The 5412-nt window shown below is 37.3% G+C and carries 8 protein-coding genes; 7 read left to right on the top strand and 1 reads right to left on the bottom strand.

Going from position 1 to position 5412, the window contains the following annotated elements; all coding sequences use genetic code 11:
* From lpxD to H7254_RS13230, 7 genes are all read left to right on the top strand, one after another.
* Positions 1-625: UDP-3-O-(3-hydroxymyristoyl)glucosamine N-acyltransferase (lpxD, locus tag H7254_RS13255; RefSeq protein WP_301933425.1), on the top strand; the 625-nt coding region annotated here is incomplete at its 5' end.
* 313 nt (positions 626-938) lie between these two features.
* A complete protein-coding gene (gene dtd / locus H7254_RS13250) occupies positions 939-1391 on the top strand; it encodes a D-aminoacyl-tRNA deacylase (protein ID WP_301933424.1) in 453 nt (150 codons plus the stop codon).
* Positions 1392-1441: 50 nt separating this feature from the next.
* Positions 1442-1759, top strand: a complete 318-nt coding sequence (locus H7254_RS13245; RefSeq protein ID WP_301933423.1) for a GxxExxY protein — start codon at positions 1442-1444, stop codon at positions 1757-1759.
* Positions 1760-1860: 101 nt separating this feature from the next.
* Positions 1861-2187 (top strand): nucleotide pyrophosphohydrolase, encoded by a 327-nt coding sequence (locus tag H7254_RS13240; RefSeq protein WP_301933422.1) that lies wholly within the window; start codon positions 1861-1863, stop codon positions 2185-2187.
* Between the two features lies 1 nt (position 2188).
* Positions 2189-2584, top strand: coding sequence for a DUF6036 family nucleotidyltransferase (locus H7254_RS21510; RefSeq protein ID WP_367875443.1), 396 nt, complete (start codon positions 2189-2191; stop codon positions 2582-2584).
* A 154-nt stretch (positions 2585-2738) separates the two neighbouring features.
* A complete protein-coding gene (locus H7254_RS13235; RefSeq protein WP_301933421.1) occupies positions 2739-4202 on the top strand; it encodes a glycine--tRNA ligase in 1464 nt (487 codons plus the stop codon).
* 128 nt (positions 4203-4330) lie between these two features.
* Positions 4331-5140, top strand: a complete 810-nt coding sequence (locus H7254_RS13230; RefSeq protein WP_301933420.1) for a Fic family protein — start codon at positions 4331-4333, stop codon at positions 5138-5140.
* Positions 5141-5223: 83 nt separating this feature from the next.
* On the opposite strand, the gene H7254_RS13225 is transcribed toward H7254_RS13230, so the two are convergent.
* Positions 5224-5412, bottom strand: a 189-nt coding sequence (locus H7254_RS13225) for a hypothetical protein (protein WP_301933419.1), incomplete at its 5' end; no start/stop codon positions are given.

Raw genomic sequence — 5412 nt, 5'->3', positions numbered from 1 at the left:
TCCGCAGGTGTACATTGGCGACAATGCAGTGATTGGTGATAACACTACCCTTTTTGCCGGTGTAAAAATTTATTCTGAAACCCATATTGGTAAAAACTGCATCATCCATTCCGGTACTGTAATCGGCAGCGATGGCTTTAGGTTTAACCCGGAAGCTGACAATAAAAAAGTGCCGCAAATTGGCAACGTTGTAATTGAAGATGATGTTGAAATAGGCGCCAACTGTGCCATTGACAGGGCCACCTTGGGTTCTACCATTTTACGCAAGGGAGTAAAATTTGATAATCTTATTCATATTGCTCATAACGTTGAAATTGGAGAGAACACTTATTTTGCTGCACATGGTGTTGTAGCAGGCTCTACTAAGGTTGGAAAGAACTGTATGTTCAGCGGGCAGGTAGGCCTTGTAGGACATTTGAATGTTGCAGACAACACCATCGTTACCGCACAATCCGGCATATCAAAAAGTATTACTAAAAGTGGCGGCGTATACATGGGCTCCCCGGCCTTTGATGCCAACAAATACCGCAAATCATATATTCATTTCCGTAACCTGGATGATTTGGCGCAACGCGTAAATAAAATTGAAAAGCAGCAAAAATCAACGGAGGTGAAGGAAGGATAGCTGTTTTTTGGAGATAGGTGTTTAAGAATTGTGAATACCTGTCTGCTAAACAGATATTGTTTCGACACCTGCAAATAGTGAGCAGTACGCTGGGTAGTACCACTACTTTTAATAGCATTTGTAGCCCAATCATCAATTTTCAAAAACCCTTTAGTAACCTGGAAAGGCCTTTCACCGGGTTTTTCACCGACACCGCGAATGATGCTGTAACTGATTCCTGCTTTACTTTTTTAGTTTGAATTACCCATGTAAATCTTCGGTAAAATTGTTGGATATAACCACGCAAAACAAAATGTGTCGCTACCTTTAATGCATGAGAGCATTGATACAAAGAGTAACCACAGCGGGCGTAACCATTGATGAAAATCTGCATTCGTTTATTAACCATGGTTTGCTGGTGCTGCTGGGCATTGAAGACGCAGATACAACAGAAGATATTGGGTGGCTAGGCAATAAAATAGTTAACCTGCGCATATTTGATGATGCACATAGGGTACCCAATTTATCCCTTAAAGAAACAAGCGGCGATATTTTATTAATAAGCCAGTTTACTTTACACGCAAGTACAAAAAAAGGCAACCGTCCTTCTTATCTGCGTGCCAGTAAGTCTGTTGTTGCAATACCTTTATATGAAAAAATGATTGTACAACTCGAAAATGACTTGGGCAAAAAAATATCGACTGGTGTATTTGGCGCAGATATGAAAGTATCGCTGGTGAATGACGGGCCCATAACAATTTGGATTGATAGTAAGGAGAAAGAGTGATGAACAGGCTTATTACACGAATTTTAAGACACGAATTGAAACTTCAAAATATGACAGAGATTATCTTAAAAGAAGAATCTTATCAGCTTATTGGAATTTGTATGGAAGTACATCGTGAACTTGAAATGGGGTTTAAAGAAATTGTTTATAAAGATGCTCTCGAATTTGAATTCAAAACGAAAAAGATTCTGTACATACGTGAAAATGAATTTACTATTGAATACAAAGGAATTATTTTGCCACATGGTTACTATTCCGATTTCATTGTATATGATTCAATAATTCTGAAAGTGAAAGCTTCTTATATAATTGTAAATAATTTTGTAACCCAAACTGTAAATTATCTTAAAGCGTCCGGTTTACAATAAGAGATCATAGCCAATTTTGGAGAAAAATCATTTGTGTCAAAAAGAGTTGTATTTTAAAAATTCGCACAATTCGTATAATTCGTGCTTTAAAAATTCGTGTAATGGAAATTAAACAAGCACAGCAAGATGTTGACCAATGGATAAAAACTGTAGGAGTTCGCTATTTTAACGAGCTTACCAACCTCGGTATTTTGATGGAGGAAGTGGGTGAACTATCCCGGCTGATGGTACGGAAATATGGCGAACAATCATTTAAAGAAAGCGATAAAGGAAAAGACCTGGGCGATGAAATGGCAGATGTGTTGTGGGTACTGATTTGTTTGGCAAACCAAACAGGCGTGGACCTTACAGAAGCCCTGCATAAAAATTTTGAGAAGAAGAATTTGAGAGATGCCACGAGGCATTTGGAGAATGACAAACTGAAATAAGCTGAATTCAAAAGAAAAACTAATTGACTTCCTTGATTTGAAAATATACCTGGTTTCACCCGAAGATTTAATCATTTCTAAAATAATATGGATACAACAAATACAAAGTAATTTACAGATAGATGATATTAATGCATTGACCAAAATTAAAAATTTAGACTGGCACTATATTCATCGATGGATTGCTGCTTTAAAATTAAATACCTTTGATACAATAAAAAAAGTATTACAGACACCCCCAAACACGTACAGGAAATTCAATTACAAATCTGGCTTGCCAAAAGTCCTGGCGAAAGATTGCTGCAATTTCTTACAGACAATGATGCATTGTATAAAGGAATACTATCTGCAAAAAATGATATTCAGCGGCAATCCGGGCCTGATTCTGAAATCATAAAATCATCCTTATAAAATATCTGCTGATATTTTTTTTGTTAAACTTTCACTTTCGAATTGTTTTCCTGCTGAGTTATAAAAAAATGGACCTCTAAAAAAACAATCCTTTCAAATCTTTACCTGATTTTTTTAGTTCCCTTTATCTTTGCAGCATTATGGCAAACGAATCAAACAATTTTGCGGAGCTGATTGCTCATTGTAAAGAATATGGTTATATTTTTCAATCATCAGAAATATATGATGGACTGGCTGCAGTGTACGACTATGGCCAAAACGGAGCACAGTTAAAAAAGAATATCCGGGACTATTGGTGGAAAAGCATGACCCAATTACACGACAATATTGTAGGTATTGATGCGGCTATTTTTATGCATCCTACCATCTGGAAGGCGAGTGGCCACGTAGATAATTTTAGCGATCCAATGATTGATAATAAGGACAGCAATAAAAGATACCGGGTGGATCATTTAATTGAAGCCCACGCAGAAGCGCTGGCCTTTGAAGGAAAAAAAGAAGCGGAATTTGCCTTGCTGAAAACCATGGATGCCTTATTGGCAACAAGCGATTATGCAGGTTTAAAACAACTAATGGTTGATAATAATATTAAATGTGCCATCAGTAAAACCTGCAACTGGACGGAAGTAAGGGAGTTTAACCTGATGTTCAGCACACAGATTGGCAGCGTGGCCGAAGAAAGTGATACCATCTATTTACGCCCCGAAACTGCACAGGGTATTTTTGTAAATTTTTTAAATGTGCAAAAAACCGGTCGCATGAAAATACCTTTTGGTATTGCGCAAACCGGCAAGGCTTTTAGAAATGAAATTGTAGCAAGACAATTTATTTTTCGTATGCGGGAATTTGAACAAATGGAAATGCAGTTTTTTATCCGCCCCGGCACACAAATGGAATGGTATACTATCTGGAAAGAAGAAAGAAAAAAATGGCATGAAAGCCTGGGCGTGCCAGCAGAAAAATTACGATTTCATGATCATATAAAATTGGCACATTACGCAGATGCTGCCCTGGATATTGAATTTGAATTTCCGTTTGGCTGGAAAGAGCTGGAAGGTATCCATTCCAGAACTGACTTTGATTTAACACAACACCAGACTTTTAGTAAAAAGAAAATTCAATATTTTGACAATGACATTGATCCTGCAACAGGTAAGGCTTACGGAAACTACGTTCCATATGTGGTAGAAACTTCTGTTGGTTTGGATCGTTTGTTTCTTACAGTGATGAGTCTTGCATACACCAACGAAAAATGGACCAAAGAAGACGGTACAGAAGACAGTCGGGTTGTATTGCGGATACCAGCAAAAATTGCACCTACCAAACTGGCCATATTGCCCTTGTTAAAAAAAGATGGCTTGCCTGAAATTGCTAAACAACTGATGGATGATTGCAAAGGAAGTTTTATGTGTTTTTATGAAGAGAAAGATGCTATCGGAAAACGTTACCGCCGCATGGATGCCATTGGTACCCCTTTCTGTGTAACGATTGATCACCAGACCAAAGAAGATAATACTGTTACCATTCGTTACAGAGATACAATGGTGCAGGAGCGAATTGTATTGGCGGATGTTAAAAAATTGATAATGGAAAAAATCAGTTGATGCGTGGCTTTTAACTTTTGACATGTCCTGTTAATTTATAAATTGTATGGATGGATTGAGTATTCAGCCCTGGATAGTTATATTGATTGCTGATAGCTTTGCAAAATAAGTTTGTAGTTTTACAACAAATGGATGAACAATTTATCGTATCATTAATTACAAAATTTCAGTCTTTAAATTTATCGGCTATAATAGATTTTGATAAGTTTAACCGGTATGCCATTACCCACCATTCTACTACCATTGAAGGCAGCACACTCACTGAAAATGAAACGAGGCTTTTATTGGATGAAGGCATTACACCAGCAGGAAAACCTTTGCTACACAGCCTGATGGTGCAGGATCATTACAATGCCCTTTTATTCGTTATTGAAAAATCTAAGATAAAAGTTGAAATTACTCCAACATTTATTCAGGCAGTTAATGCTGTGGTAATGAAACAAACCGGCAGCATCTATCAAACTGTTTTTGGCGAATTGAATGCGACAACAGGAGTTTTTAGAAAAGGAAATGTAAGTGCTGGCAGTACTTATTTTGTTGGCTATCAAAAAGTAGATGGATTGGTAACCCAACTTTGTGATGGCATCAATAAAAAACTTTCTTCTGCCAGCACAATTCCAGAAAAATTAAATTGCTGCTTTGATGCTCATTTTGATTTAGTAACCATCCATCCTTTTTATGACGGTAACGGAAGAACAAGCCGCCTGTTGATGAACTTCCTGCAATTTTATTTTAATTTACCGCCCGGTATAGTTTTTAAAGAAGATAAAGCATCCTATTTTGAAACCCTCCAGCAAACCAGGAAACAAGAAGACATTTCCATCTTCAGGCATTTTATGTTTAAGCAATATGCAAAGTACCTGCAACAGGAAATTGATAAATTTGAACAGGCTGAAAAAGGTGGAATGAAGGGAAAGGGTTATTCATTTGTATTTTAGAGCCAAATGTTTATTACCCAAATTTTTCTCATTACACCCAGTAAGAATGTCAGATTAAATACTATGTCCTGTCAAAAGTATAGCTATACAGACTGCTCATAATACGGCACATCATCATGGCTCACCGATTCTTTTTGTTGCCAGTAAGCCTGCGTAACAACATGCCCGTTGGGTGTATGTAACAACCTTCCGAAAATTGCATTGATGGGGTTAAAAGTATAATCGGTTACCCCTACTGTACTTGTTTCCGGTGTGGCAGGAAGTAGTGGAGG

It is taken from the genome of Ferruginibacter sp. (assembly GCF_014377975.1).
GTDB lineage: Bacteria > Bacteroidota > Bacteroidia > Chitinophagales > Chitinophagaceae > Ferruginibacter.
The sequence above is the reverse complement of the archived record's forward strand: the minus strand, read 5'-3'. Positions and strand labels throughout refer to the sequence as shown.